Genomic DNA, 23857 nt, shown 5'->3' with positions numbered 1-23857 from the left:
GGCGGCGGGGCCGGGGCGCTCGTCCCGGGGCACCCCCAGCTCCCCGGTGGGGGGGGGCGGGCGCTTCGCGCTGGGTCTGAAAACGATGGACAGCCGGATCAGCCGCCCGTTCCCGCCGCACCCGAAGCGCCTGCCGGTGCGGCCGGCACGGTCGGCGGGGCGGTAAGCGGCGTATTCTTCGACGGCAGGAGCTGGTCGGCGTTCGCGTCGCCCGTACCCTGGGCGCCCGGCGCCGGGCCAACCGGGTTCGATTGCACGCCCTGGAACTGCGGCGGCGGCGAGCGATGCAGTTGCACCTGCGACGGCATCGAGCCCACGTTCTGCGGCAGCACCGACGACGGCGGCGTGTTCGCGCGCACCGAAGGCGTTCCGCCAGTCGGCATCTGCACGGCGTCGGTCGCGCGGTTGGCGGCAGCGGCAGCCTGCGCGTTCGGGTTCTCCGGCAATGCAGCCGCGGCGGCGCCCACGCCCAGCTCGGACGTCGGCGTGCGCGCGGTGTCGGTGACGGTCGCGCCCACCGCCGTCGTGGCAGCTTCGGAAGCCGCGGACGCCGCGACGGCCGCGGAGGTCGGCGCCGGCGCGGCGGCCTTCTTCTTGCCGCTGCGGTCGCCGTCGATTTCGGCGAGCAGTTCGAGGTTCGACGGCAGATCTTCGCCGCCCGACCAGCTCGTGACCTGATCGCCGTCGAACAACACGACGAAGTCGCGCTGCTGGACGATGGCGGTCGAGCCGCGCTTGAAGTAGAAGATGTAGTCCCAGCGGTTCTGGTGGAACATGTCGGCCAGGAGCGGCGTGCCGAGCAACTGGCGCACCTGGGCGCGGGACATGCCCACCTTCATCTGCGACGCGGCTTCCTTCGAAACGAAGTTGCCCTGGACGATCGTGATCCGATACGGTGTGATGCTCTGCGCGATGCGCTGCGTCGCGCTGTCGTAAGTCGAGCAGCCTGAAAGCCCCGAAAGCGCCGCAGTAGCCAGCAGTGTGCACGCCAGGGCGCTCGAAAGACGGCCGCCCCGGCCGGTCGTTTTGGATTCTGGAATCATTTCCTCACCGTGCGGGCTTGTCGCGAAGCCGCGCTAGTTCTGCGAAGTTTTCTGTGAAAGTTTTGTCAAAGATGACCGGAACTGCAAACCGCATTAACATTAGAACCTAGCATTGTACTCCAGGGACTTATCGTCATGACCAATCCAGCCGATCTCAAGAACATCGGACTTAAGGCGACGCTGCCTCGCCTCAAAATCCTGGAGATTTTTCAGCACAGCCCGGTGCGCCACCTGACGGCCGAAGACGTGTACCGCAACCTGTTGAGCGAAGAACTCGATATCGGGCTCGCCACCGTCTACCGCGTGCTCACCCAGTTCGAGCAGGCGGGTCTCCTCACGCGCAGCAACTTCGAATCGGGCAAGGCCGTGTTCGAGTTGAACGAAGGCACCCACCACGACCACCTCGTTTGTCTCGACTGCGGGCTCGTCGAGGAGTTCTTCGATCCCGAAATCGAAAAGCGCCAGCAATCGATCGCCAACGAGCGGGGCTTCAAGCTGCAGGAACACGCGCTGGCGCTCTACGGGGCCTGCACGAAGGAAAACTGCCCGCACCGCAAGCACTAAGGCAAGCATCAGACGCGGTTCGGCGCAAGAAAGCGCAAACGCCACGGCATCGCTGCTGCCGTGGCGTTTGCTTTTCGGCGACGAACGAGGCCGCTTAGCCGATAGCTTCGGTCAGCGCCTCGCGCCTGAGGTGCAAGGGCTCGACGAGCGTGATCTCATCGCAGTTCGGCTCGCCATTGCCGCCGCGGTCGACCACGAGAAAATCGCTCACGCCGCCGAACGCGAGCAGCGGATGGTGCCAGACCCCGCGCGCGTAATTGACGCCCTGCCCCCCGGCCGCCCAGAACGCGCGCAGGCCGGCCGGATCGAACTCGCCCGCGGGCGCGACGACCACGGCGTAGCGAGCGCCCGCGAGCGGCACGAACGCCTGGCTGCCAAGCGGATGGCGCTCCATCATCGCGATCTCCACGGGCCACACGCGCGGCTGGGCCCGAAACACGTTCACGATCGCCCGCCCGCCCGCGGCGCCGACGTCGATCGACGCCAGATCGTGGTAGCGCTCGGTCGTGCCGCCGTTGATCGGGAAATGCCGGGCGCCCACGGTTTCGATCACGTCGCCGAACGGCGCGAACGCCTCGCGCGTGAGCGGTTCAATTTGCAGAATCTTCATCGTCGGTCTCCTGAGTGGCCCGGGAATCAAAGCGCGTGTGCGGGATTGCCGCCAGCAGCAGCCAGATCGCCGCCGTCGCCCTCGCCCGCCGGCACGTAGAGGAAACCCTCGTCGAAGTTGAGCACGCGCTTCGCGCGGGCCCGGTCGATGTCGTGCTCCCACACCGCCACCACGACGGTCGCGACGCAGTTGCCGATCAGGTTGGTCAGCGCGCGGGCGATGCCGACGAACCAGTCCACCGGCAGGATCAGCACGAGGCCGAGCACGGGAATCGCGGGAATGGCCGAGAGCGTTGCGGCGAGAATCACGATGGCCGAGCCCGGGATGCCGTGCGCGCCCTTCGAGGTCACGAGCGAGACCAGCACGACGACGATGAGATCGTGCAGCGAAAGCGGCGTGTTCGTGGCCTGCGCGATGAAGATCACAGCGAGGGTGAGGTAGATCGAAAAGCCATCGAGGTTGAACGAGTAGCCGGTGGGAATCACGAGGCCCACCGTGGAATCCTTCACGCCCATCCATTCGAGCTTGCGCATGATCTGCGGCAGCACGGCATCCGAGGAAGCCGTGCCCAACACGATCGACAGTTCCTCGCGCAGATAGCGGATCAGCTTGAAGAGGCTGAAGCCGGCCAGCCGCATGACGATGCCGAGCACGACCGCGACGAACACAAAGCAGCTCAAATAGAACACGACCACGAGCATGCCGATCTGCTTGAGCGACGCCACGCCATAGGTGCCCGTGGTGAACGCGACCGCGCCGAGCACGCCGAGCGGCGCAAGCTTGATGATGAAGCCCATCACGCGGAAAAACACTTGCCCCAGTTCGTCGATCAGGCTGTTCACGCGCTGCGCTTTCGGGCCGAGCAGCGAAAGCGCGCTGCCGAACAACACCGAGAACACGAGGATCTGCAGGATGTCGCCTTTTGCGAAGGCGTCGACTGCCGTGTCGGGGATGATCTTGAGCAGGAATGCTGCGGTGTCCTTGAGGTTCTTCGCATGCTCGGTGTAGGTGGCGAGCGAGGCCGCGTCGAGCGAGCGCAGATCGACGTTCATGCCGGCGCCCGGGCGTGTCAGCCAGGCCAGCACGGCGCCGATCACGAGCGCGATCGTCGTCATCGCCTCGAAATAAACCACCGACTTCAGGCCCACCCGGCCCACCTTCTTCAGGTCGCCAGCGTGCGCCATGCCGCTTACGACCACGCAGAAGACGATGGGCCCGATGACCATCTTGATCAGTTTCAGAAAGCCGTCGCCGAGCGGCCGCAGCGACTGGGCGAAATGGGGAAATATCGCGCCGACCGCGATCCCGACAACCAGCGCGATCATCACGCGCCCGAACAACGAGTTGAAGAACTTCGACACGACTTTCTCCGGTTGCAGGCCAACTGTTCATACTGGTCTGACCAGTACTGTTATGGTCGATAGTAGGAAGCCGATATACCGCCGTCAAGGAAGAAAAATTGAGTGTTTACCCGGGGCATGAAGCCGGATGCCAGTGACTTTGCACCCCGCATGAATACGCTCCCCAAGCCTGGGCAACGCGTCCGCGCGGCGGCCGACTACAATACCGGTCAGACCACGCGAGATCCGTCGCCATGAAGAACGTTCCGCATACCGTTACCGACGCCGCCGTTGCCACGATCCGCGAACGGATCGAAGGCGGCCTCTACCCGGTCGGCAGTCTGCTGCCCGCGCAACGCCAGCTTTCCGAAGAGCTGGCGATCAGCCGCGCGTCCCTGCGCGAGGCGCTGTCCACGCTCGAAGCGTTAGGCATGCTGACGATACGGGCGGGCAAAGGCGTCTACGTGACGAGCGCCGAGGCGACGAGCCCGCATCCCTGGCGCTTCGCCGCTCAGTCCTCGCTGCCGGACACGTACCAGATGCGTTACGCGCTGGAAGGGTTCGTCGCGCGCATGGCGGCTCTCGCGATCGGCGACAGCGACGTGGTCTGGCTGGAACAGAATCTCAATGCACTGCACGAAGCGCTCGCCTGCGACGAACTCGACGAAGCCGCGCAGCTCGACTTCGACTTCCACATGCGCATCGTGAGCATCGCCGGCAATGCGGCCATCGAATCGATCCTGCGCAGCAGCGCCGACATCATGAAGGAAAGCCAGCGCATGCCGTTCTACCGGCGCGAACTCGTACTCTCGACGCATCGCGAGCACGGCCTGATCGTCGCCGCGCTGAAGGCGCGCGACTGCGCTGCGGCCGGCGAGGCGATCGAGCGACATATCGCCAACGCGGCGCAACGCGCGGGGGTGTACTTTCCGACGCCGCCATCCCTCGCGCCCACATCTCAGGCGCACGCGGAGCGGGCGTAAAAAAACCGCCCCAAGGGGCGGTTTTCCGCATCTTCCGTATCGCGCGGCAGTCTGTGACTGCGCATGCTGACCCGGGTGCTTACTTCGCGTTCGCGAACGCGACAGCCGTGTCCAGCATGCGGTTCGAGAAGCCCCACTCGTTGTCGTACCAGCTCGACACCTTCACGAGACGGCCCGACACCTTCGTGAGCGTCGCATCGAACGTCGACGAAGCCGGGTTGTGGTTGAAGTCGATCGAAACCAGCGGTGCGTTGTTGTAGCCCAGGATGCCCTTGAGCGCGCCTTCCGAGGCTTCCTTCATGATCGCGTTGACTTCTTCGACCGTCGTATCGCGCCTGGCGATGAACGAGAGGTCGACGATCGACACGTTGATGGTCGGAACGCGAATGGCATAGCCGTCCAGCTTGCCGTTCAGTTCCGGCAGCACGAGACCGACGGCCGAAGCTGCGCCCGTCTTGGTCGGGATCTGGCTGTGCGTGGCCGAGCGCGCGCGGCGCAGGTCTTCGTGATACACGTCGGTCAGGACCTGGTCGTTCGTGTACGCGTGGATCGTGGTCATCAAGCCCGTTTCCAGGCCGATCTTGTCGTTCAGCGGCTTGACGAGCGGTGCCAGGCAGTTGGTCGTGCACGATGCGTTCGAGATGACCGTGTCCGATGCCTTCAGCACGTGGTGGTTCACGCCGTAGACGATCGTCGCGTCGACGTCCTTGCCGCCCGGCGCCGAAATGATGACCTTCTTCGCGCCGCCCTTGATGTGCGCGCTCGCCTTTTCCTTGGTCGTGAAAAAGCCCGTGCATTCCATCACGACGTCGACGCCCAACTCGCCCCACGGCAGCTCGGCCGGGTTGCGGTTGGCCAGCACGCGGATCTTGTCGCCGTTGACGACGAGGTAGTCGCCGTCCACCGACACTTCGCCCGGGAACTTGCCGTGCGCCGTGTCGTACTGCGTCAGATGCGCGTTGGTCTTCGCGTCACCCAGGTCGTTGATCGCGACGATCTGGATGTCATGCTTCTTGCCGTTCTCGTAGAACGCGCGAAGCGTGTTACGGCCAATGCGGCCGTAGCCGTTGATAGCGACGCGAATGGTCATGGTTTATCTCCTGATGGCTGAAAAATTCCGATACCGATACCGGTGCCGGCTGCGCCGGGGCGCGGCGCAACAAGCAATGAGCCCGCCGCATCGACTTCATCGAGCGGGCTCACGAAGCATGCTTAGTTGTCGAGAGCGGCCTTGGCTGTCGCAACGACGTGATCGACCGTAAAGCCGAAGTGCTTGAACAGCACGCCGGCCGGCGCCGACTCGCCGAACGTGTCGATGCCGACCACGCCGCCTTCGAGGCCCACGTACTTGCGCCAGAACTCGGTCACGCCCGCTTCGATCGCCACGCGGCGCACGCCCTTCGGCAGCACGCGCTCCTTGTATTCGGCGTCCTGGCGGTCGAACACGTTGGTCGACGGCATGGACACCACACGCGCGCCAATGCCTTCGCGCTGCAGCGCCTCGACGGCCTTCACCGCCAGTTCGACTTCCGAACCCGTTGCGATCAGGATGATCTTGCGGCTCGGGATGTCGTCGTTCCAGTCCTTGAGCACATAGCCGCCCTTGGCGATGTTGGCGATCTGCGCGTCGGTGCGTTCGTTGAACGCGAGGTTCTGACGGCTGAACACGAGCGACGACGGACCGTGATGCGTGATCGACTCGGTCCAGGCCACCGCCGTTTCGACGGTGTCGGCCGGACGCCAGAGCGTCATGTTCGGGATCAGGCGCAGGCTCGCGACCTGTTCGATCGACTGGTGCGTCGGGCCGTCTTCGCCGAGGCCGATCGAGTCGTGCGTGAACACGAAGATCGACGGGCACTTCATCAGCGCGGCCACGCGCAGCGCGTTGCGGCTGTAGTCGGAGAACGTGAGGAACGTGCCGCCGAACGCCTTGTAGCCGCCGTGCAGGTTAAGGCCGTTGAGCGCGGCGCTCATGCCGAACTCGCGCACGCCGTAGTTGATGTGGTTGCCCCATTGGATGCCGCTCTCGCCGGGTTTGGCCGCGCGCACGGGCTTCGAGGCCTTCCAGTTGGTGAGGTTCGAGCCGGTCAGGTCGGCCGAGCCGCCGAGCAGTTCGGGCAGCGCGGCGGCGAGGCCTTCGATGGCCTGCTGCGACGCCTTGCGCGTGGCAACCGTTTCCTTGCGCGAATCGGCGCCGGCGACGATCGCGGCGGCCTTCTGCGCCCAGTCGGCGGGCAACTGGTGGGCCATGCGACGTTCGAACTCGGCCGCTTCGGCCGGGTACTTCGACTGGTAAGCGGCGAACGCTTCGTTCCACCCGGCTTCGAGCTTCGCGCCCGTGGCCTTCGAGTCCCAGTCTGCGTAGACTTCCTGCGGCACGACGAAAGGCTCCCACTTCCAGCCCGACACCGCGCGCCATTTGGCGATTTCTTCCGCGCCGAGCGGTGCGCCGTGCACGTCGTGGCCGCCCGCCTTGGTCGGCGCGCCGTGGCCGATCTGCGTCTTGCAGCAGATGAGCGTGGGCTTGTCCGAGGCCTTCGCCTGCTTGATCGCGGCGTCGACCGCCTCGACATTCTGGCCGTCCACGTGCGGGATCACGTTCCAGCCATAGGCTTCGAAGCGCCTGGGCGTGTCGTCGTGGAACCAGTTCACGACTTCGCCGTCGATCGAGATGCCGTTGTCGTCGTAGAACGCGATCAGCTTGTTGAGCTTCAGCGTGCCGGCGAACGAGCAGGCCTCGTGCGAGATGCCTTCCATCAGGCAGCCGTCACCGACGAACACGTAGGTGTGGTGATCGACGATCTTCGCGTCGGCCTTGTTGAACTCGGCCGCAAGCAGCGCCTCGGCGAGCGCCATGCCGACCGCATTCGCGAGCCCCTGGCCGAGCGGGCCGGTAGTCGTCTCGACGCCCGGCGTGATGCCGTATTCCGGGTGGCCCGGCGTCTTCGAATGCAGTTGGCGGAAGTTCTTCAGCTCGGCCATCGGCAGGTCGTAGCCGGTCAGATGCAGCAGCGAGTACAGCAGCATCGAGCCGTGACCGTTCGACAACACGAAACGGTCGCGATCGCTCCAGTGCGGATTCGCCGGATTGTGACGCAGATGCCGCGACCACAGTGCGACCGCGATCTCGGCCATGCCCATCGGCATGCCGGGGTGGCCGGAGTTCGCTTGCTGAACGGCGTCCATGGACAGCGCGCGGATCGCGTTGGCCATCAACGAGGTGGTTGCGGGGGAAGCGGAGGACGAGGTCGTCATGTCGAGTCCGGGAACGAGTGCAAAAAGCGGTGTGGACGCCCGATAAAACGGTGGGCGGGCACAGCAGCGCGGGGGATCCGGAAGCTCGGCAAAACGGCTGCTCCGGCGCACGGTGCGGCGCCGGGAGACGCGGTACGGCCAGAGCAAACGGAAGGGGCTGCAAAGCGCATTATTCTAGCAGAATGCGCGGATAACCCCCGGCCCCGGAGCGCTCCGCGGGGGCTTTTCGAGACAGCGCGGCCAGATGGACAACCCGGGTGCGATCGGGGCACAAGCCAGGACACCGCACGAACCGCGCCCGCCGGCCGTCCTCATATAATTCCGCCGTCGCCCCATTTCCCGACAGCACGCGCGCGGAGCCGTCCCAAACCATCCGTATTCCAACCGTGAACGCCCCGCTCCTCTTCCACCCCGCCCCCGGCGCCGTCTACGGCTTTCCGGGCGCGCGCCGCCTTGCTTGTGTCGATTCGGCGTGGCAGCACATCGAGGTCTGGGACACGCCGCAGCTCGGCTGCCTGTTCACGCTGGACGGCCGGCCGATGACGGCGGCCGGCGACGAGTTCGTCTATCACGAATGCATGACGCAGCCGGCCGCGCTCACGCATCCGGCGCCGCGCGCGGCGCTCGTGCTGGGCGGCGGGGACGGCGGGGCGGCGCGGCAACTGCTGGGTCATCCGGGCATCGAGAGGATCGTCGTGGCCGAGCTGGACCCCGACGTCGTGCGGCTGACCGGCAATTACCTGCCACAGGTGCGCGGCGGCGCCTTCGACAATCCCCGCGTGGAACTCCTGATCGGCGACGCCGCGGCATTCGTGGCGCGTACGCAGGAACGCTTCGACCTCATCGTGTTCGACCTGACTCCGCCCGATTCGCCGGCAGCCGGGCTCTACACGCCGGCGTTCTACGGCGAACTCAAGCGCGTGATGACGGCAGATGCCCTGATCTCGCTCCATCTTGGCTCCCCCTGGCACCACGCCGAGCGCATCGAAGGACTGCTGACGGGACTGGGCGCCTCGTTCGCGGTCGTGCGCCCACTGGCCGCTTACGTGCCGCTCTATGGCTCGCTGTGGCTGATGGCCGTGGCGAGCGACCGCCTGGACCCCGCCGCGATGGACGTCGCGACATTACGCACGCGCATGGAGGCCCGCGGCGTCGAAGGCCTGCGCTTCTACGAAGCCGACCTGCACGCCGCTCTCTTTTCTGCCCCCTTGCTGGCTCGCAACAAATTAAGCCGAATCCCGGCCCCTTGATCGGCACCGTAAGGCAAAATCCTAGGACTAGCGCGTTCTCCGGGGCGCCCGAGCGGTCCACCGCGCCCCCTGCCGAACCGCACAACCGAAACGTGGAGAAACCCGATGACCCCACCCCGCCCCGCTGGCGTGCCGTGGCTCACTCCGTATCTGACGGTGCGCGACGCGCGCGCCGCCATGGCGTTTTTTGAGGCGGCTTTCGGTTTTGGCGTGCGCGACTGCGTGGAAGACGACGGGGCTGTCATGCACGTCGAAATGACCTATCGCGAGCAGCTCATCGTGATGTTCGCCCCGGAGGGCGCATTCGGCTCGACGGCCCGCACGCCGAAGAGCGCGGGAGCGCTGGCTCCGCAGTCCTTTTATCTCTATGTCGACGATGTCGATGCGGTTTATGCGCGCGCGCTCGAAGCCGGCGCCAAATCGCTGAGCGAGCCGCAGGACCAGTTCTGGGGGGACCGTTTCGCGCAGGTCGAAGACCTCGACGGTTACCGCTGGGCGCTGGCTCGCCACCTGTCATGAATCAATGAAAACAAGTCTTATGCCCCGCTTTTTTGTCGCTAATCCGCTAGAACCGGGCGACGTCATCACGCTGCCCGACGAAGTCACGCGTCACGTCCAGGTGCTGCGCCTGCAGCCGGGCGACGCCATCGTGCTCTTCAACGGCACGGGCGGCGAATACAGCGCGGAGATCGTCGAGATGGAGCGCCGCGATACGAAAGTGCGCGTGGGGCCCTTTCGCGACGCCGAAACCGAGCCCCCCTACCGGCTCACGCTCGCGCAGGGCATTGCCGGCAGCGACAAGATGGACTGGCTGATCGAGAAGGCCGTCGAGCTGGGCGCAACGAACTTCGTGCCGCTCACGACCTCGCGCAGCGTCGTGCGCCTTTCCGGCGAGCGCGCCCTGCGGCGCCAGGCGCACTGGCAGCGCATCGTTCAGTCGGCGTGCGAACAATGCGGCCGCAACCGTCTGCCGGACGTCGCGCCGGCGCGCGAGATCGGCACCTGGCTCTCCGCCCTGCCCCGCACGCCCGCCGAGGGCGAACTGCGCATCATTCTTTCGCCGCGCGCCAACGCGCCGTTCGCGACGCTTCCGCACGATCCGCCCAGGGGCGAAGTGACCGTGCTGGTCGGACCGGAGGGCGGATTTTCGTCGGCCGAGGAAGCGGCGGCCGTGGAGAACGGCTTCGTCCCGGTCGGACTCGGGCCGCGTGTCCTGCGCACCGAAACGGCGGGTATTGCCGTGCTCGCGGCACTCGCCGCGCGCTGGGGCGGCTGGTAAAAATGACAAGGCCCGCCGGCAGGCGGGCCTCTTTCGAATCTGTCGCGCGGATGCGACGGATTACGGCGCGGATTACGGCGCAAATTCCAACGGACTGCTGACGACAGGCGTCAGGCAAACGAATAAAAGACGCGGAACGGCACCTTGCGCTCGGCCCAGTATTCGGAGGCTTCGCGGAACACGTCGAGCAGCGTTTCGCGACCGTCCTTGTCGAACTTCTGGGCGATCGGCAGCCCGTCGAGCACGACGACGAAGCCCGGTTGCTCGCCGGCCTTCTGCACCAGATCGGTGAGGCAGTCGTACAGCCCGTCGTAGTTCTTGCCAAAATGCTTCGGAAACAGAAACGACGTGGAAATGGTTTCGAGCACCTGTTGCTTGCTCTGTGCGGTCGCGCAGTACGCATAGAGGAAATGCTGCTGCAGACGTTGCGCTTCGTCGTGGAGATCCTGTACGCGGAATGCGCGAATCGACTGGACAATATTGGGCTGCACGGTCGAGAACAGGCTCATGCCTTCCTCATCGGATGAAAGCGCGGACGAAAGCGCGGATGAAAGCGCATGCGAAGGCCCGCCGCTTTCGCCGCTCGCGGTTTCGCGTTGCTCGTCGTGCTTCATCTGCATGACTCGCTGGAACAGGTTGCCCTCCGCGGACGCGAACAGATCGCTCGCGACCCGCGGGTCGTGCGCGTAGACGTTATCGCTCATGCCGCTCTTCCCGGTGTCATTCAACAATTCGCTTAAAACTGGCGTAGTGGTCGTCGGAGTAGTAGCAGTTATCGGTCCGCCGCAGCGGCCCGCCACAAACGATGCGCCTCGCGCCGCGATTGCGCGCGTGGGGCGTCGGCACCGTGTATTCGTGGTAATAACCGCGCCGATGGGACGGCAACATCCGCTCGTAGTTGCCGAACACGACGCCATCCTTCTCGTACGGATAAGGTCCGTCCGCCGCAATGAGGCCAAGCGTATTGACCGCTTCGGGCGGCAATTGGGCCGTGGCGACCCTTCCGATGTCGGCCGCGGCGTAATCCGACTGCGCGGACGGCGTGCTTCGCGCTTGGGCTTGCTCGAAACCCGTGGAGGCAACCGTTGCCAGGGCCGCAAGAGCCGCGACTGCCGCCGCCCTGCGAATACTGTCAAAACAATGGCTTAGGCTAGTGGACTCAGCCACTACGTTGCGTACCGTCCGAGCTACCTTTTTACGCAGCCCCATGCGCGCCATCTATCCGATTCCCGCTCGTTGGTTCCTGCGTTCGACGACTATTAAAGGTGTAAGGGTATCGCTAAAGCCCCCTGGAAGCAACGTTCGCCAGGCCACCACATCGGGTCATTGACGGGGCACAAGCACCAGACCGGTAAATTTTACAATTACGAACGTTTGCAGAACGAAAGCCGGGATAGACTGATTCGGCACGCAGTGGGTGTCCGCGATGGTGGAAATCGGCACCAGGCGGCACCGATCGGCGCCGGGGGGCCAAAACTGCCACGCCCGTCGGCATCCTGCCGGCTGCGCTGCAAATGCCTGTTGAGGTGGCAGTTTGAGCGGCGTGCCCATTGCGGGCACGCCCTTTTTATGGAGCGCGCTTTATAGGGCGCGATAACCTGGCATCATTTCTCCGGTGCCAGCGACCCCATGCGGCAAATCAACGCGCCGCGTTCACGTCCGCAACCAGCAGCGCCGCCATGTTGACGATGCGACGCACCGTAGCCGAAGCCGTCAGCACGTGCACGGGCCTGGCCGCGCCAAGCAGCATCGGGCCGATCGCGATGTTGTTGCCCGCCGCCGTCTTGAGCAGGTTGTACGAGATGTTCGCCGCGTCGATATTCGGCATCACAAGCAGGTTGGCTTCGCCTTCGAGCGTCGACTCGGGCAGGACCTCCTTACGCAGGTGCGCGTCGAGCGCCACGTCGCCGTGCATCTCGCCGTCCACCTGCAGGTCGGGCGCGCGCTCCCTGAGGATTTCCAGCAGGTCGCGCATTTTCTGGGCAGACGGCGCGAGGCTCGACCCGAAGTTCGAGTGCGAGCACAGCGCAACTTTCGGCTCGATACCGAAGCGGCGCACCTCTTCGGCCGCCATGATCGTGATTTCGGCGAGTTGCTCGGGCGTCGGGTCGACGTTGACGTGCGTATCGACCACGAAGATCTGCCGGTTCGGCAGCACGAGGCCGTTCATCGCCCCATAGACGCTGCAGCCCTCCTTCTTGCCGATCACCTGGTCGATGAAGTGCAGGTGGCGGTGCGTCGTACTGATCGTGCCGCAGATCATGCCGTCGGCCTCGCCCCGCTTCACGAGCATCGCGCCGATCAGCGTGGTGCGGCGGCGCATTTCGAGCTTGGCCATCTGCTGCGTGATGCCCTTGCGCGCCATCAGCTTCGCGTAGGCCTGCCAGAAGTCGCGGTAGCGTTCGTCGTGGTCGGTGTTGACGACCGTATAGTCCTGCCCCGCGACGAGACGCAGGCCGTAGCGCGCCATGCGCTGCTCGATCACGGCGGGGCGGCCGATCAGGATCGGCTTCGCGAGCTTTTCGTCGACGACGATCTGCACCGCGCGCAGGATGCGCTCCTCTTCGCCCTCGGCGAACACGATGCGCTTCTTCTCAGGATCGGCGGCGCGCGCGAGCTGGAAGATCGGCTTCATCGTCGTGCCGCTGTGGTAGACGAACTGCTGCAGGTGCTGCTGGTAGGCGTCCATGTCTTCGATCGGCCGCGTCGCGACGCCCGAATCCATGGCCGCCTTCGCCACGGCCGGCGCGATCTTGACGATCAGGCGCGGGTCGAAGGGCTTCGGAATGAGGTACTCGGGCCCGAACTGCAGGTCCTGGATCCCGTAGGCCGTCGCGACCACGTCGCTCTGCTCCTGGCGCGCCAGCTCCGCGATCGCGTTCACCGCCGCGATTTCCATCTCGCGCGTGACCGTGGTCGCACCCACGTCGAGCGCGCCGCGGAAGATGAACGGGAAGCACAGCACGTTGTTCACCTGGTTCGGGTAGTCCGTGCGGCCCGTAGCGAGCACCGCGTCCGGCCGTACTTCGAGCGCGAGCTCGGGCAGGATTTCCGGCGTGGGATTCGCGAGCGCGAGAATCAGCGGCTTCGCGCCCATCTGCTTGACCATCTCAGGCTTGAGCACGCCGCCCGCCGAAAGGCCGAGGAAAATATCGGCGCCTTCCATCACTTGCGCGAGCGTGCGCGCATTCGTCTCCCGCGCGAAACGCTCCTTGTCCGGGTCCATCAGCTCCGTGCGACCCTTGTAGACCACACCGGCCAGATCCGTGACGATAATGTTTTCCAGCGGCAGGCCCAGGTCCACGAGCAGGTCGAGACAGGCCAGCGCCGCCGCGCCCGCGCCGGAGGCCACGAGCTTCACTTCCTTGATGTCCTTGCCGACCACCTTCAGGCCATTCGTGACCGCCGCGGCCACGACGATGGCGGTGCCGTGCTGGTCGTCGTGGAAGACCGGAATCTTCATGCGCTTGCGACACTCGCGCTCCACGATGAAGCAGTCCGGCGCCTTGATGTCTTCCAGGTTGATGCCGCCGAACGTGGGTTCGAGCGCGGCGATCACGTCCACGAGCTTGTGCGGGTCCGACTCGTTGAGCTCGATATCGAACACGTCGATGCCGGCGAACTTCTTGAAGAGCACCGCCTTGCCCTCCATGACGGGCTTCGACGCGAGCGGCCCGATGTTGCCGAGCCCCAGCACCGCCGTCCCGTTCGACACGACCCCCACGAGATTGCTGCGCGCCGTGAAGCGCGCGGCATTGAGCGGATTCTCGACGATCGCCTCGCACGCGAACGCCACGCCCGGCGAGTACGCCAGCGACAGATCGCGCTGGTTGATCATCTGCTTGGTCGGCGCGATGGCGATCTTCCCGGGGGTGGGAAATTCGTGATAGTCGAGGGCGGCTTCGCGGAGTTTGTTCGTAGCGGGATTCGACATGGGAGGGAGAGGCCGGAGGGGAGATTAGAATGGCTATTCGAATGCATTGTAGCGCCAATCTCCGGGACGATTCCTTTCAGTGCGGGCGCAGGTGCCGCGACTGAAATGACGCCAAAAGCGCGCCACTCGCGGGTGCATCCTCTCCTGCCTCACGGTCCTTTACATCGCCTTTCTCATCGCCCTTTCGCCATGCTTTCCGAGTTCTCCCTGATCGACCGGTATTTCGCGAAGCGCGCCCGCGCGAATACGCGCCGCGCGGCGCTCGGCATCGGCGACGACTGCGCGCTGATCGCGCCGCCTCCCGGCGAAATGCTGGCCGTTTCGACGGACATGCTCGTGGAAGGCCGCCACTTCCTGCCCGACGTCAATCCGCACGCGCTCGGCCACAAGGCGCTGGCCGTGAATCTTTCGGACCTCGCCGCGATGGGCGCCGCGCCGCTCGGCTTCACCCTTGCGTTTTCCTTGCCGAAGCCGCGCGAAGACTGGCTTGCCGCATTCAGCGCGGGGCTCTTCGAGCTGGCCGATCGCTACGATTGCGAGCTGATGGGCGGCGATACGACGGCGGGACCGCTCAATCTCTGCATTACGGTGTTTGGCTCCGTGCGTCAGGATGTCGCACTACGCCGCGATGCCGCGCAGCCGGGCGACGACATCTGGGTTTCCGGCACGCCCGGCGACGCGCGCGCGGGGCTGGGCGTGCTGCGCGGCGAGCCCGGCATGGCGCAGGTAGACGCCGGGGACGCCGCCGTGTTCCGCCGCGCGCTGGAGTTCCCCGAGCCGCGCATTGCGCTCGGGCTGGCGCTGCGGGGCGTGGCGCGCGCGGCGCTCGACGTTTCGGACGGCCTCGCCGGCGACCTGCTGCATATCCTCGAACGCTCGAAGGTCGGTGCGCGCATCGACGTCGATACGCTGCCGCGCTCGGCGGCGCTCGCGCGCCTGCCGCTTGCGGTGCAGCGCCAGTGCACGCTGGCCGGCGGCGACGATTACGAGCTCTGTTTCACGGCGCCGTCCGGGGCGCGCGAGGCCGTCGAGGCAGCGGCGCAACAGGCCGGCGTGCGCGTGACGCGCATCGGTACAATAACTTCCCTCGACCCGGCCGATATGACGCGCACGGCACCGGCCATCGCGTGGCACGATGGCTCCGGCGCGCCGCTCAACCTGACGTTGCAAGGCTTCGACCACTTCCATGCCGACTGACCCCACGCCGTCGCCCGCCGACGACCTGTCCGCAGCCGGACATCCGGCCGCCGCAGCGCCGCCCGCGGCCCGCCCCGCGGGTCCGCGCCGGGCCGACGCGCCGTTCATGCTGACGCACCCGCTCCACCTCCTCTCGCTCGGCTTCGGCTCGGGGCTGTCACGCATCGCGCCGGGCACGGCCGGGACGCTGTTCGCGTGGGCGTCGTTCGAGGTGCTGAACCGCTACCTCACGGTGCTCGACTGGGGTTTGCTGATTCTCGTGGGCTATTTCGCCGGCATCGTCGTCACGGGCTTCACCGCGAAGAAGCTGCGCACCGAGGATCCGTCCGCCATCGTGTGGGACGAGATCGTGGCGTTCTGGCTCGTGCTGCTGATGGTCATGCCCGCCGACTTCAAGGGCAAGCTGCTGGCATTCGTCGTCTTCCGCTTCTTCGACATGGTCAAGCCGCCGCCGATCCGCTACATCGAGCGCCGCTTCAAGGGCGGCTTCGGCATCATGCTCGACGACCTCGTCGCCGCGTTCTTCACGCTGCTCGTGGTCGCACTGTGGCGCATGTCGGTCTGATCCGCCACGCCCGCCCCTCACGCTCACCGGGTTACCCGAGTATGTCTACCGATTCCGTCCTCCATCAACTCGCCATCCGCGTCGGCAACAAGCTGCGCGAGAGCCGCATCATGCTCGCCACCGCCGAATCGTGCACGGGCGGCATGATCGCCACGGCGATCACCGCCATCTCGGGCAGCAGCGGCTGGTTCGAACGCGGCTTCGTCACGTACTCGAACCAGGCGAAGAGCGAAATGATCGGCGTGCCCGCCGAGATGATCGAAAAGCACGGCGCCGTGAGCGAACCCGTCGCGCGCGCGATGGCCGAAGGCGCGCTGCGCAATAGCCGGGCACAAGTTTCGCTATCGGTCACGGGCGTGGCCGGGCCGGGCGGCGGCACGCCCGACAAGCCGGTCGGCATGGTGTCGTTCGGCTGGAGCAACCGGCTGCACACAAGCGTCGAGACGCTGGTCTTCAAGGGCGACCGCGAGCAGATTCGCGTGCAGGCCGCGGCGCACGCGCTGCGCGGGCTGCTCGCACTGATCGACGAACAGGAACGGTAAGCGCGAACGCACAGGAGGGGCACCCCCATGGCCAACGCGAACACCTCAGTCGACGAACTGATCCGCCGCTTCGGGCTGGAACCGCATCCCGAAGGCGGTTACTACAGCGAAACCTACCGGTCGGACAAGCTCGTGCTGCGCGAACGCGCGCCGGCAAGCGATGGCACGCGTGCCGCGTCCACGGCCATCTACTTCCTGCTTGCGGACGGCGCCTACTCGGCGTGGCACCGCATCCGCTCCGACGAGCTCTGGCATTTTTACGCGGGCTCGCCCATCGAGATCCATTCGATCGATGAGCGTGGCGTGCTCTCCACGCGCAAACTGGGCCACGCGCTCGATCATCCCGGCACGGTGTTCCAGGCCCTGGTGCCCGCGGGCCACTGGTTCGCGGCGCGCTGCTGCGATCCGTCCACCTGGGCGCTCGTCGGCTGCACGGTGGCGCCGGGTTTCGAATTCGGCGAGTTCGAGATCGCCGATATCGATGCGCTGGCCGCGAAGTTTCCCCTGCATCGGGCGATTGTCGAGTTGCTCGGGAAGCCCGCGGCCGTGGCAAAGAAAGCCTGATTGGCGGCCCCAGACGCATTCATTGTGCACAAAAGGCGGCGTGCAGGACGACACGCCGCCGCGCGCGTTAGCGGAACGCGTTGATGCGGTCGCGCGTCTCTTTGGCAGCCGTTGCGGCGGCCTGCGCGTAGTCCTCGCCCTTGCTCGCGTAGATGATCGCGCGCGAGGAATTGATGAGCATGCCCGTGCCGTTCGCCGTGCGGCCGGCCTTCACGGTCGCCTCGACGTCGCCGCCCTGGGCGCCGATGCCGGGAATCAGCAGCGGCATGTCGCCCACGATCTCGCGCACCGCTTCGATCTCTTTCGGGAACGTCGCGCCCACGACGAGGCCGAGCTCGCCGCTGGCATTCCACTTCTGCGCCGCCAGCGACGCCACGACCTGGTACAGCGGCTTGCCGTCGACGGTGAGGAACTGCAGGTCGGAGCCGCCCGGATTCGAGGTGCGGCACAGCACGATCACGCCTTTGCCCGGGTGGGCGAGCCACGGCTCGATGGAATCGAAACCCATATAGGGGTTGACCGTCACCGCGTCGGCCTTGAAGCGCTCGAAGGCTTCGCGCGCGTACTGCTCGGCGGTGCTGCCGATGTCGCCGCGCTTGGCGTCGAGAATCACGGGCAGCCCCGGATGCTTTTCGTGGATATGCGCAATCAACGCCTCAAGCTGGTCTTCGGCGCGATGTGCCGCAAAGTAGGCAATCTGCGGCTTGAACGAGCAGGCGTAAACCGCCGTCGCGTCGACGATGTCGCGGCAGAATTCGAAAATCGCGTCGCTGCGGCCGGCCAACGCCGCCGGGAACTTCAAGGGCTCGGGATCGAGGCCCACGCAAAGCAGCGAGCCGGTGCGCTGCCACGCAGCGCTCAGGGTCTGGGTGAAGGAAATCATGGTGAAAAGCTCGCGGCGAGCGCCTGTGCGGTAAAAAGGAACGGCGCGTATTTTAACCGGCTTGACCGGCTTAACCGGCGCGCGCCGCCTTGCTTTCCCGCGCCCCCGCCCTGCCTCGCGCGCCGATGCGGTGCGGTCCCGCCATTGCGCGCATGTCGAGGCGCTCCACCGTGAAGGCAAAGCGCCGCACGAGGCGCTCGCCCTGTGCGAGCACGGTCATGCCGTTCGCGTCGCCGCCGCCGCTCAGGTTCACCGCGTTGATCGGATGATCGACAGGTTCGAAGCAGAAAAAGTCGGCGCCGGGCGGCGTATAGAGCACGTAATAGTCGGTGTTGGCGCAGATCGACAAAGACAGCCGCCGACGCTCCCACACCACCGCGGCACGTCCGCTCCAGCCGCTGAACGCGTGATTCACGAGCTGTTCGGGCAGCGGGTACGCCACACCGAACTGCCACGCGGGCGGCGCGGGCACGTGGCGCACCGGCAGCCAGTCCTCGCCCGAAAGCCACAGGCCGCTTGCCGGCGCGGAAAGCTCGGTCCTGGCATCGCGCGCAAGGAATGGATGCACGCCGAGTCCGAACGGCAGCGCATCGCGGCCGGTGTTCTCCACTTCGAGCACGATGGCCAGCGTCGCGCCGTCGAGCGCGTAGGTCAGCGCCGCGCGATAGGCGTAGGGCTCACCCTCGCTGCGGTCGAGCACGAGCCGCACGCGTTCGCGCTCGACGCTTTCGATGCTCCATGGCGCGAGCCAGCCGTCGCCGTGGATCGGCATCGGTTCGCCCGCGCGATTGCGCGGCACTTCGACATTGCGGCCGCCAAAATGAAAGCGGCCTTCGCCTATCCGGTTCGAATAGGGCAGCAGCGGATAGCACGCCAGCTCGTTCGGATCCATGTGCGCACTCACGCGCTCGCAGCGGCGAAACACGGGTTCGAGCGCGCCTTCGCTGCGCCAGTCGAAGCGCGTAATCCCGCCGCCTAGCTGGGGCGCGACGTCGAGCCGTAGGTATGCGTTCGCGAGCGTCACGCAGGCCACGTCGCTCACGCCTGCCGCGCCGATCGCAACCGCCGAGGTGCTCGGGCCGGGGAGGACGGGATGCGTGGCGGCTTCGAGCCGCGCGCGGCGCGCGGCAGCGGGGGAATTCGACGCAGGCAGGGTGGAGGCTGTCGCACCGCGAGCGGCTCTGGAACGGGTGGGTCGACGCACGGCGGAATTGGCGACGCTCATGAGTGGCTCCTGGAGAGGCATGTTGATTTACCGCCCCACGTTCGCGTGGGGCGGCTCACCGCGAGCCTGCCGATGCCGCGCAACGCGAGAAAACCGGCGGCCGCTTCTTGTATTCGCCCTTCTACCTCGGGTCATCCTGACAAGTCCAACAGCACACTTCCGATCGACTGCATCTGTTGCCGAAGAACAACGAACATCCGTTCGTTTGTAGTACGCACCGCATTCAATGCCGGGAACGTCGTCAAGCGCGACGGCGGCCCCGAAACAGCGGTTCTGCCAGGCCCGTCCGGCCGGTTTGCACCGCAAACACCCCGCCTGCAGCCGGGTCGCCCGCGAGCGCGGCCTCGTCCATTTCGGCCCGCGCGCTCGTCACGTAAAGCGTGTCCAGCAATGCACCGCCGAGCGTAACGCAGCTAGGCTGCGCTGTGGGAATCTTTACGCGCCCGGTTTCCAAACCATTGACACCGTAACGGACCACACGTGCGCCGCCCCATTGCGCATTCCAGAGGCCGCCTTCGGCGTCCACGGTCGAGCCGTCGGGTACGCCGGTCGCGTCGCCGAGCGCGACGAATGCGCGATCGTTTGCAATCGTTCCATCCACGCCGTAGTCACACGCACGAATCTCGCGCGTGGGCGAATCGCAGTAGTACATCGTCCCGCCGTCCGGGCTGAACGCGATGCTGTTGGAGATCGCGGGCGCAGGCAACGGCAGGCGCTCGAGCACGAGATCGGGATTGAGCCGGTAGAAGCCGCCGATCGCCTGCAGCGGCTCGCCCTCGTATTTCGTGCCGAACACGAAACGGCCCTGGCGGTCGCAGCGGCCGTCGTTCAGGCGCGTGGACAGGCCGGGCTCGACCTCCGCGATCGTTTCGACCGCTCCCGTCGCGAGATCGAAGAACGCGAGCCGCGACGCCAGCCCGAGCAGCAGCGTGCCCTCGTCTTCGCAAAGCGCAAAGCACGCGAGCCGCTCGGGCATCTCCCACGTCACGTGCGAACCGTCGCGCGGGTCGTAGCGCGACAAGCGCGCGCCTTCTATGTCGGTCCAGTACAGGCGACCGCTGCGCGCGCACCACGTCACGCCTTCGCCCAAGGTGTTTCCGGCCGGCAAGACCAGCACGGCCGTGGCCGCTCCATCCGCGCTCATGCCCAGCCTCCGTCCACGACGATGTCCTGCGCCGTGATCATGCGGCTGTCGTCGGCGGCGAGGAAGAGCGCCATGCGCGCGAGATCCTCGGGCAGCAGTTCGGCGTCGATGCACTGGCCGCGCTTGATCGACTCGCGGCCTTCGTCCGTGAGCCACAGGCGCCGCTGCTTCTCGGTCATGACCCAGCCCGGCACGAGGGTATTCACGCGAATGCCGAAGCGCCCGAGATCCTTCGCGAGACCGCGCGTGAGGCCCTGCACCGCCGACTTGCACATCGCGTAGACCGGAAAGTCGGCTTGCTTGAGCATCCAGCTAATCGATCCCATGTTGATGATCGATCCGGCACGCGCGGCCTTCATGTCCTCCACGACGGCCTGCGCCGCAAACAACTGATGCCGCACGTTCACCGCGATGCCTTCCTCGAACGACTGGGGCGTCACCTCCGCGAGCGCGTGGCGGCGGTCGTTCGCCGCGTTGTTCACGAGCACATGGATCGGGCCGTGCGCCGCTTTCACGTCGGCGATGGCGGCACGCAGCGCGTCGATATCGGTGAGGTCGCAGGTCACGAAGAGCGGCTTGTGGCGGGAGTCGCCCAGCGAGTCCGCGAGCGCCACGCCCGCGCTCGTGTCGATGTCGAAGAAGCCCACGCGCGCGCCCTGCGCGGCGAAGTGCTCAACGAACGAAGCGCCGATGCCGGTCGCGCCGCCCGTCACGAGGACGACGCGGTCGACGAGGCTCGGGTAGCGTGCATACGGTTCGTGCGCGTGGCGTGCGACGGCGTTGGCGGGGGACGTCATGATTCGGCTTCCTTAGTGGTTAGTCGCGTGCGCCGCGGTTCTTCAACTGGTCGAGCAGCACGGCCGCGAGCAGGATCGCGCCACGCACGAGGTACTGGTAGAACGCGTCGATGTTGAGCAGGTTCATCACGTTCTCGACCGTGCCCATGATCAGCACGCCGATCACCACGCCCGAGATCGTCGCGCGGCCGCCCAGCAGCGAGACGCCGCCCAGCACGCACGCCGAGATCACGTTCAGCTCGAAGCCTTCGGCCGCGTTCGGCTGGCCCGAGGTGATGCGCGAAGCGAGGATCACGCCGGCGAGCGCCGTAACCGCGCCCTGGATCAGGAAGATCCAGACGCGCGTGCGCTCGACGTTGATGCCCGCGAGACGCGAAGCCTCGGGATTGCCGCCGATCGCGAGCGTGTTGCGGCCGTACACCGTGTGATTGAGCATCACGCCGAATGCGATGAAGCAGACGAGCGTGACCCAGATCGGCAGCGAGACGCCGAAGAACGTGAGGTTGCCGAGCGCGATGAAGGTATCCGACGACACCCCCACGGCCTGCCCGTGCGAAACGATGAAGCCGAGGCCGCGCACGATCTCCATCGTGGCGAGCGTGGTGATCAGCGCGTTGATGCGCAGGTAGGCGATCACCGCGCCATTGACGAAGCCGATGGCGGCGCCCGCGGCCACGGCCGCGACCATCGCAATGAACGTGTTGTTCGTCGCGTTGAGCACCATCGCGCAGAGCACGCCCGCGAACGCGACCGTCGAGCCCACGGAAAGGTCGAAGTCGCGCGAGGCGAGACAGAACATCATCGTGCAGGCCACCATGCCGATCTGCGAGACCGAGAGGGCGAGGCCCAGCATGTTCTCGATCGAGAAGAAGTGATCGACGGTCAGCGACATCACGACGAACATGACCACGAAGATCACGATCAGGCTGTATTCCGTGATCTGCTGCCACCACTTCTGCTTGTCGCTGGCCTGCGGTATCAACGCTTCGGCAACCGTCTTCGCAGTGGTTTGCGCAGATTCGGCCGCCAGATTTTCTCTTGCTTGCATTTCAGTCACTCCTCCCCGTCCACTCATGCGGCCAACGCCTGCTCGCGCCTCGGCAGCGCGAGGTCCAGCACCGCGTGTTCGCTCGCCGCGCTGCGCGGCAACTCGCCCGAAATACGGCCTTCGCGCATCACGACGATGCGGTCCGACACGCCGAGCACCTCGGGCAATTCCGATGACACCATCACGATCGCGCAGCCGCGCGCCGCAAGCTGGTAGATCACGTTATAGATTTCGTGCTTCGCGCCGACGTCGATGCCGCGCGTCGGCTCGTCGAGTATCACGACCTTCAGATCCGGCTCCGCGAGCCAGCGCGACAAGATGGCTTTCTGCTGGTTGCCGCCCGAAAGAAAGCGGATCTTCTGGCGGCGGCTCGGCGTCTTGATCTTCAGGAGCTTGATGAAGCGGTCTGCCGTTTCGGCTTCCTTCTTGCGGTCGAGAAACACGCCCGCGCGCAGGAAATGCCGGCGGCAACTGATGTTGATGTTCTCGGAGACCGACGCCATCGCGACGATGCCCTGCTCCTTGCGGTCCTCGGGGCACAGCACGATGCCGTGACGGATCGCGTCGCCGGCGCGCTTCACCTTGATGGTCTTGCCGTCTAGCACGATCTCGCCGACGCGGCGCTTGTGCGTGCCGTACACGAGCTGCATGAGCTCGCTGCGCCCCGCGCCGACGAGCCCGAAGAAGCCGACGATTTCGCCCGCCTTCACCTCGAAGCTCGCCGGCCCGGAGAGCGGATGACCCTCCACGCCGCGCACCGCGAAGCGCACCTCGCCGAGTTCGCGCGGCGTGTAGTTGTAGATGTCGCTGATCTCGCGCCCCACCATCTCCGCGACGATCGTCTCGCGCTTCACGCCGTCGAGCGTCTCGTGCGAGGCCACCTTGCGGCCATCGCGAAAGATCGTGCAGGCGTCGCAGAGCTCGTAGATCTCGTCCATGCGGTGCGAGATATAGATCAGCGCGCGGTTATCGGCGCGCAACTCGCGCACGAGCTTGAACAGCACTTCGGTCTCGCGGTGCGAGAGCGAACTCGTGGGCTCGTCGAGCGCAATCACGCGCGCGTTGCGCAGGAGTGCCTTGCAAATCTCCACCATCTGGCGCTGCGCGATGGAAAGCTTGCGCAGCTTCGCGGCGGGGTCGAGATCGACGCCCATCGCGGTCAGACGCTCGCGCACGAACTTGCGCGCCTCGCCACGCTTGACCCAGCCGAGCGTATTCGGCAGCGCGCCCAGCAGCAGATTTTCGGCGACGGTCAGATCCGGCACGTACTGCAGCTCCTGGTGGATCACGGCGATACCCGCGCCTATCGATGCCGCCGCGTCGGGGAAACGCACTTCGTTGCCGTCCACGAGGATGCGGCCCGAGTCCGGCTGATACTCGCCGCCCAGGATCTTGAGCAGCGTGGACTTGCCCGCGCCGTTCTCGCCCATGAGGCCGTGCACCTGGCCCGAATGCACGTCGAACGAAACGCCGTCCAACGCGCGCACGCCCGGGAACACCTTGCCGATATTGTCAAAACGCAGTGTCGCTGACACTTCGGTTTCCTCTCATTCGATACGCCGCTTCGCAACCGGCGCGCCCCATGTGGTCATGCGGTGCGCGCCGGCAGCGGGCGGCGGGAAACGCTCAACTCA

At 66.0% G+C, this 23857-nt stretch carries 22 protein-coding genes and 1 pseudogene; 9 read left to right on the top strand and 14 right to left on the bottom strand.

The features are described from left to right. Positions 1–98 precede the first annotated feature (98 nt). Positions 99–1043, bottom strand: a complete 945-nt coding sequence (locus V8683_RS05150; protein WP_411187100.1) for an outer membrane protein assembly factor BamE — start codon at positions 1041–1043, stop codon at positions 99–101. 135 nt (positions 1044–1178) lie between these two features. On the opposite strand from V8683_RS05150, the gene fur reads away from it, so the two are divergent. Beyond that, a complete protein-coding gene (gene fur / locus V8683_RS05145; protein ID WP_411187102.1) occupies positions 1179–1607 on the top strand; it encodes a ferric iron uptake transcriptional regulator in 429 nt (142 codons plus the stop codon). A gap of 94 nt (positions 1608–1701) precedes the next feature. On the opposite strand, the gene V8683_RS05140 is transcribed toward fur, so the two are convergent. Then, the gene (locus V8683_RS05140; protein WP_411187104.1) at positions 1702–2217 is read right to left on the bottom strand and encodes an ureidoglycolate lyase; all 516 of its coding nucleotides are present in this window, start codon (positions 2215–2217) and stop codon (positions 1702–1704) included. A 26-nt stretch (positions 2218–2243) separates the two neighbouring features. Further along, positions 2244–3578 (bottom strand): C4-dicarboxylate transporter DctA, encoded by a 1335-nt coding sequence (locus V8683_RS05135; RefSeq protein WP_411187106.1) that lies wholly within the window; start codon positions 3576–3578, stop codon positions 2244–2246. Between the two features lie 233 nt (positions 3579–3811). Between V8683_RS05135 and V8683_RS05130 the strand changes: the two genes are divergently transcribed. Then, a complete protein-coding gene (locus tag V8683_RS05130; RefSeq protein ID WP_411187108.1) occupies positions 3812–4540 on the top strand; it encodes a FadR/GntR family transcriptional regulator in 729 nt (242 codons plus the stop codon). A gap of 79 nt (positions 4541–4619) precedes the next feature. Here V8683_RS05130 and gap read toward each other — a convergent pair whose 3' ends face one another. Then, positions 4620–5630 (bottom strand): type I glyceraldehyde-3-phosphate dehydrogenase, encoded by a 1011-nt coding sequence (gene gap, locus V8683_RS05125; RefSeq protein WP_411187110.1) that lies wholly within the window; start codon positions 5628–5630, stop codon positions 4620–4622. Between the two features lie 122 nt (positions 5631–5752). Next, a complete protein-coding gene (gene tkt, locus V8683_RS05120; protein ID WP_411187112.1) occupies positions 5753–7795 on the bottom strand; it encodes a transketolase in 2043 nt (680 codons plus the stop codon). 386 nt (positions 7796–8181) lie between these two features. Here tkt and speE point away from each other — a divergent pair, with 386 nt between their 5' ends. From speE to V8683_RS05105, 3 genes are all read left to right on the top strand, one after another. Continuing rightward, positions 8182–9045, top strand: a complete 864-nt coding sequence (gene speE / locus V8683_RS05115) for a polyamine aminopropyltransferase (RefSeq protein WP_411187114.1) — start codon at positions 8182–8184, stop codon at positions 9043–9045. Positions 9046–9150: 105 nt separating this feature from the next. Further along, positions 9151–9564, top strand: coding sequence for a VOC family protein (locus V8683_RS05110; RefSeq protein ID WP_411187116.1), 414 nt, complete (start codon positions 9151–9153; stop codon positions 9562–9564). Between the two features lie 19 nt (positions 9565–9583). Beyond that, positions 9584–10324 carry a 16S rRNA (uracil(1498)-N(3))-methyltransferase gene (locus V8683_RS05105; RefSeq protein ID WP_411187118.1) on the top strand — a complete coding sequence of 247 codons (741 nt, stop codon included), beginning with the start codon at positions 9584–9586 and terminating at the stop codon, positions 10322–10324. A gap of 110 nt (positions 10325–10434) precedes the next feature. Here the strand turns inward: V8683_RS05105 and V8683_RS05100 are convergent, their stop codons facing one another. From V8683_RS05100 to V8683_RS05090, 3 genes and pseudogenes are all read right to left on the bottom strand, one after another. Continuing rightward, positions 10435–11028: a barstar family protein gene (locus V8683_RS05100; RefSeq protein ID WP_411187120.1), complete on the bottom strand. Its 594-nt coding sequence runs from the start codon at positions 11026–11028 to the stop codon at positions 10435–10437. A gap of 16 nt (positions 11029–11044) precedes the next feature. Then, positions 11045–11323: pseudogene (locus tag V8683_RS05095) on the bottom strand (ribonuclease); the annotation flags it as partial. 640 nt (positions 11324–11963) lie between these two features. Next, complete coding sequence (locus V8683_RS05090; protein ID WP_411187122.1) at positions 11964–14258, bottom strand: NADP-dependent malic enzyme; 2295 nt, start codon at positions 14256–14258, stop codon at positions 11964–11966. 189 nt (positions 14259–14447) lie between these two features. Here V8683_RS05090 and thiL point away from each other — a divergent pair, with 189 nt between their 5' ends. The 4 genes from thiL to V8683_RS05070 are packed head-to-tail and all read left to right on the top strand — an operon-like array spanning position 14448 to position 17126. After that, complete coding sequence (gene thiL, locus V8683_RS05085) at positions 14448–15455, top strand: thiamine-phosphate kinase (protein WP_411187124.1); 1008 nt, start codon at positions 14448–14450, stop codon at positions 15453–15455. Beyond that, positions 15445–16020, top strand: coding sequence for a phosphatidylglycerophosphatase A family protein (locus V8683_RS05080; RefSeq protein ID WP_411187126.1), 576 nt, complete (start codon positions 15445–15447; stop codon positions 16018–16020). The genes thiL and V8683_RS05080 overlap by 11 nt, the downstream gene beginning before the upstream one ends. 41 nt (positions 16021–16061) lie before the next feature. Next, the gene (locus V8683_RS05075; protein ID WP_411187128.1) at positions 16062–16562 is read left to right on the top strand and encodes a CinA family protein; all 501 of its coding nucleotides are present in this window, start codon (positions 16062–16064) and stop codon (positions 16560–16562) included. 27 nt (positions 16563–16589) lie between these two features. Further along, on the top strand, positions 16590–17126 hold the full coding sequence (locus V8683_RS05070) for a cupin domain-containing protein (protein WP_411187130.1): 537 nt from the start codon (positions 16590–16592) through the stop codon (positions 17124–17126). A gap of 67 nt (positions 17127–17193) precedes the next feature. On the opposite strand, the gene pyrF is transcribed toward V8683_RS05070, so the two are convergent. From pyrF to araG, 6 genes are all read right to left on the bottom strand, one after another. Then, on the bottom strand, positions 17194–18009 hold the full coding sequence (pyrF, locus tag V8683_RS05065) for an orotidine-5'-phosphate decarboxylase (RefSeq protein WP_411187132.1): 816 nt from the start codon (positions 18007–18009) through the stop codon (positions 17194–17196). A 70-nt stretch (positions 18010–18079) separates the two neighbouring features. Beyond that, positions 18080–19234 carry an aldose 1-epimerase gene (locus tag V8683_RS05060; RefSeq protein ID WP_411187134.1) on the bottom strand — a complete coding sequence of 385 codons (1155 nt, stop codon included), beginning with the start codon at positions 19232–19234 and terminating at the stop codon, positions 18080–18082. Between the two features lie 241 nt (positions 19235–19475). Next, complete coding sequence (locus tag V8683_RS05055; protein WP_411187136.1) at positions 19476–20378, bottom strand: SMP-30/gluconolactonase/LRE family protein; 903 nt, start codon at positions 20376–20378, stop codon at positions 19476–19478. Beyond that, on the bottom strand, positions 20375–21175 hold the full coding sequence (locus V8683_RS05050; protein ID WP_411187138.1) for an SDR family NAD(P)-dependent oxidoreductase: 801 nt from the start codon (positions 21173–21175) through the stop codon (positions 20375–20377). Before V8683_RS05050 ends, V8683_RS05055 begins: the two co-directional genes overlap by 4 nt. Before the next feature lie 19 nt (positions 21176–21194). Further along, positions 21195–22223 (bottom strand): L-arabinose ABC transporter permease AraH, encoded by a 1029-nt coding sequence (gene araH, locus V8683_RS05045; RefSeq protein WP_411187140.1) that lies wholly within the window; start codon positions 22221–22223, stop codon positions 21195–21197. Positions 22224–22246: 23 nt separating this feature from the next. Next, complete coding sequence (gene araG / locus V8683_RS05040; RefSeq protein WP_411187142.1) at positions 22247–23758, bottom strand: L-arabinose ABC transporter ATP-binding protein AraG; 1512 nt, start codon at positions 23756–23758, stop codon at positions 22247–22249. Positions 23759–23857: the final 99 nt, after the last annotated feature.

The sequence above is a fragment of the Paraburkholderia sp. AV2 genome (assembly GCF_054968425.1).
This window is presented reverse-complemented; position numbering and strand designations above follow the sequence as displayed.